Source organism: Candidatus Latescibacterota bacterium, from assembly GCA_019038625.1.
In the GTDB taxonomy this organism is placed as follows: Bacteria; Krumholzibacteriota; Krumholzibacteriia; order Krumholzibacteriales; family Krumholzibacteriaceae; genus JAGLYV01.
In genome coordinates this window covers 1-4,153 of the sequence record JAHOYU010000227.1, presented here as the reverse complement: position 1 = coordinate 4,153, position 4,153 = coordinate 1, and the positions used below count along the sequence as shown (strand labels likewise).

The 4,153-nt window shown below is 50.7% G+C and carries 5 protein-coding genes; 1 reads left to right on the top strand and 4 read right to left on the bottom strand.

The genetic code is table 11. From position 1 onward, the window contains the following. From KOO63_14785 to KOO63_14770, 4 genes are all read right to left on the bottom strand, one after another. On the bottom strand, positions 1-392 hold a 392-nt coding region (locus KOO63_14785), incomplete at its 3' end, for a hypothetical protein (GenBank protein MBU8923082.1). Positions 393-488: 96 nt separating this feature from the next. Beyond that, the gene (locus KOO63_14780; protein ID MBU8923081.1) at positions 489-1,259 is read right to left on the bottom strand and encodes an ADP-ribosylglycohydrolase family protein; all 771 of its coding nucleotides are present in this window, start codon (positions 1,257-1,259) and stop codon (positions 489-491) included. A 140-nt stretch (positions 1,260-1,399) separates the two neighbouring features. Beyond that, a complete protein-coding gene (locus KOO63_14775) occupies positions 1,400-2,242 on the bottom strand; it encodes an EamA family transporter (protein ID MBU8923080.1) in 843 nt (280 codons plus the stop codon). After that, entirely contained in the window at positions 2,239-3,843 is a 1,605-nt protein-coding gene (locus KOO63_14770; GenBank protein ID MBU8923079.1) for a M2 family metallopeptidase, read from the bottom strand. The genes KOO63_14775 and KOO63_14770 overlap by 4 nt, the downstream gene beginning before the upstream one ends. A 34-nt stretch (positions 3,844-3,877) precedes the next feature. On the opposite strand from KOO63_14770, the gene KOO63_14765 reads away from it, so the two are divergent. Continuing rightward, a complete protein-coding gene (locus tag KOO63_14765; GenBank protein MBU8923078.1) occupies positions 3,878-4,060 on the top strand; it encodes a hypothetical protein in 183 nt (60 codons plus the stop codon). Positions 4,061-4,153 lie beyond the last annotated feature (93 nt).

Here is a 4,153-nt window from a genome sequence, read left to right as displayed (position 1 = left end):
CTGGGATACCCGAGATCGTACGACATCGCCTTATCTCTCAGCTCCAGTGTATTAACGGACCCATTCAGGCTGTGATTATATAGATCGTCACCCAGAAAGGCCGCGAGTACGTCCATGCCGCTTACCAGCTGGCTGCCATGCGAGGTATGTCCGTAGGCTATCACGAGATTATCTATTGCGTCCTGGATCGCCTGTCTCGGTATCGCGGTGATATCGCAGCAGGTATGATCCACTATCATCGATGTATCTGCCAGGTTTGGTGGTATTGTGTCGTTCCCTGTAGTATCGGGCTCTCCGGACGAGAGCGGATCGCTCGAACTGCATGAATAGAGTACAAGGCTCAGGGCTACCACCATTGCCGCCAGGCCGATTATTTTTTCTGCTGTTTTCATATCGTTGCTCCCTTTTCCTTATTATTACCTGTGGCCAAGTTATTACAAGCAATAATAATGCGAGATCCGTAAAAAATGGTAACTTCCAATCAGGATTTATTTACAGAATTTCTCGCAGAACCTTTCCATGATCACTACGAGATCCCGTGATAACAGGTCCTTCACCTGCCCGGCGATTCCCTTTGGGATCTCCCCGTAGAACGCGTGTGCTACAGAGCCGGTTATGCAGGTAAGTGTGTCGCTGTCACCTCCGAGAGAGACCGCCTTGCGGATAGCGTCCTCGAAGTCTTTTGATTCGAGAAAGGCGATCATCGCCTCGGGAACAGTGCCCTGACATGACTCGTCGAATTCGTAGCATGGGCGGATCTCGTCCAGGCTTCTATCCATATCGTAACCGAAAGTCGTTGACATCTCTTTACATATATCGCTTTTGGAGGCTCCGCTCCTTGCCATGAAGACAGCGAGCGCTGTGGCCTGAGCCCCCTTCACCCCCTCGGGATGGTCGTGTGTGACCTCGGCTGACCGCCGGGCCTCGGTCATGACCTTCGTTTCCGTATCGAAGGCCCAACCGACAGGACTCACCCGCATGGCCGATCCATTCCCCCAACTATTATACGGCCCCATATATGGATTGTTCAGCCACTGCTGGAACCGTCCTCCATACCCACGGCCTGGATGGATCTCCCCGAGTTTCCTGTAGGAAGATTCATAGCTCACATCATTCAGGATAGAATTGGCGGTGGCAAGAGTAAGGATCGTATCATCAGTAAAAGTGGTAAGAGGTGTGAACAATTCGAAATCTGTCCACTTTACATTGTTCCATTCATAGGGCGCACCTATGACGTCTCCGACAATCGCTCCAAGCATTTTCCCCTCCGTCAGTCAGCAGCGGAAGGACTTCAGGACGCTTCCACCACCGTCATTAAAGATTGCTTGTCATCTAATCGATCTATTTCAAACGCCCATCGTCCCGGTTGCTGAATCTAATCTTCCACATACCCCCATTTTCAACGGGCCAATAGTACCAGAGAAACGGCCGCAAATACAAGCCCGGTTATTGACAGCCGGTCCAGTTTCTCCTTCCATACGAACAGCCCAAGGAGGGTAGCACCGAATATGACCGTCACATTTATAAATGGAAACACAACCGAAGCGGGGATATTTTCCAGAGCTTTCAGAGTAAATACAGTAGAAAAGAGGTTCGGCAACCCCAGGAACATCCCAAGCCTGAACGTCTTCCAGTCGACACGGATCCTCTTTGACAGAATAATAAGCCATGTGAGTATCCCGGCTGACGAAAACAGGAGCCAGGTAAAGGCAAGGCGCCGGGAGTCGGGCGAGACCTCCCGGAAAGTCTTCAGCAGAATACTTGCAAGTCCGGTCGAGATGAAAATGGCCGCGAGCAACAGCCAGAACCCTCTGGTAGCCTGTTTCTTTCTACCATGGCCCGCTACGCCCAGGCCGAAGAAGACGATTGCGGCAAGACCGAGAACTATTCCTCCGTACCTCATGAGGCCGGGAGTCTCGTTCCAGAGGAAGATCGAGGCGATTACCGGAACAACCACCGATAGCCTCATCACGGTCACAGGTAAAGCCAGGGGACCTTTGCCGATTCCAGCCATCAACACCAGAAACGAGATCACGTAGTCAGCGCCTGTCAGGACTCCCAGGCCGAGAGTGATCCCATCGAAAGGGCCCGGATTACCTCGCAGCATCAAAAGGGCGATCAAAGACGCAACTATATAGTTGCTGCCCATCATGACGAGCCGACTGCCACCTGCGCCTTCATTTATCTTCAGAATAGCGGCGATTGTGATCGAACACACAGCCGCCGGGAGAAGCCAGATCAATCCTGCTCCATTACGAACTGCTCAACAAAGTATCTTGCTGAAAGCTGTTCGCCGGTAACGACCCTTATATGTTCCATCCATGGATATAGTGCTCCGGGCCTGTAGACAGTATTTTTAAAATAATCACCGACAGCCTTATTGCCGTAGATCCGGATCTCACCTTCCTTCTCAAGAAGAATGTCTGAGATATGGTGATAGAACTGAGAGGCAATAAGTTCGCCGAGCATATAATTGTGATAGTAGACTGGCGACGAGATAATATGGATCTTGGATGCATAATCAGGTTCGTCCCTGCCTTCGGGCCTCTTCACAAACTGGTATTTCTCCACCATGTCCCACCAGACCGAGTTGAGATCCTGGTCCGGATCACGATACAGCTCCTTCTCGAAATTAAACATCACCTGTACCCAACGGGCAAAGACGAGTTGCTTGAGCCTTTGCGAACGGAGAAAAGCCGGTCTTATCTTTTCGACTTCCTCGTCGCTCAGCCCCAGAGCGGCCTTCATCCAGAGAGAGTCATGCGACAACCTGCCAAAGAACATCGCAGAGGCCTCGGTCGTACATAGATGTGGATATCTCCTCAGCAAAAAAGGAAGTTCTCTGTCGATATATTTATCGTAAACGCCATGCCCCAGTTCGTGAAGCATCGTATCCATCCAACCGGCGTTATCTATAATATTGGCCAGTATTCTTATATCGCCCTGCCTGTCGATGTCTGTGCAGAAGGCGTGTGGATTCTTCCCTTCTCTTTCGTAGAGATCACTTCGGGAAAGTATATCCTCGACCGGCATCCCGATCCCGGCGTAGAAGCCTGCGGCTATCTCCGCAATATCCTTTCCCTTGTAATACGCGTCGAGATCGATCTCTCCGACAGCCGGCGCTTCCTGAAAGAACGGGTCATGATAATGCCAGGGACGCATCTCTTCCGTTGTGATCCCGTATCTGGCGGAGAGTTCCCGGTCGATCTCTTCCTTAAGCTTGAGATATGGTTCCCTTGTCAACTCTTCCAACTCGACAAATACTCTCGAGAGCTTTTCCCCATTCTGTTCGCTCAGAATAAGCGACATCTCATGGTAATCCCTGTATCCTATCGCCCTGGCAGCCTCATTCCTTGCCCTGACCAGTTTGAGCAGATCACACACAAGTTTCGGCCCTACTTTTTTGCCAGCTTCCCACACTTTCCGGCGGTATTCGCTGTCCGTGCTGGTTTTGAATACTTTCATGACCTCTCCGGGAGCCAATTCCCTGCCATCCACCACCGGCCTGAACGTGCCAAACTTCTTCTCCACTTCACTGCTCAACTCGACGATCTTCTTCAACAAAGCGGGATCCATCTGGTTTCCCTTATAACTCAGATACAGCAGATCAGCTATCCGTTTGAGTTGAGGGTCTTTCAGATCGCCGCTCTCCCTGATGTCCTGCACATATTCGAATTCGTCACTGTTCGTGTATATCTTCTCCAGTTCCATATGGGCATCGGCGTACTTGCGAAAATCATCGCTGCTGCCACTGCGTGCTGCCTCCCAGTAGGCGAGGCTACCCGCTCTCTCAAGTGAATCGACCCTTGTCGAGTGTTTCTCTACGAAGCTGCTGAATTCCATATCAGGATCCTTCCCGCACGAAATGAGACCGGATATGATGACTGAGAGGGTTACAAAAATGATCAAGGGTCGTAATATCCTCATCGGCCGACCTCCGAACATGTTCATGATTATTGCTACCACCTGTCGTCAGGATTCCAGACTCTACCAGATGCATGCTGACAGGTCAAGGGCTGGAGGCGATTTGCGAAATGGTTTCGACAATCCTCATCTTTGAATATCCCGATTTTCGAATGATCCCTCTCGGTTATCCGCTCTTCAAATGTCCATCTATTTTCTTTTTCCCAAAGTCTTTGACAGCCTTGTGCTG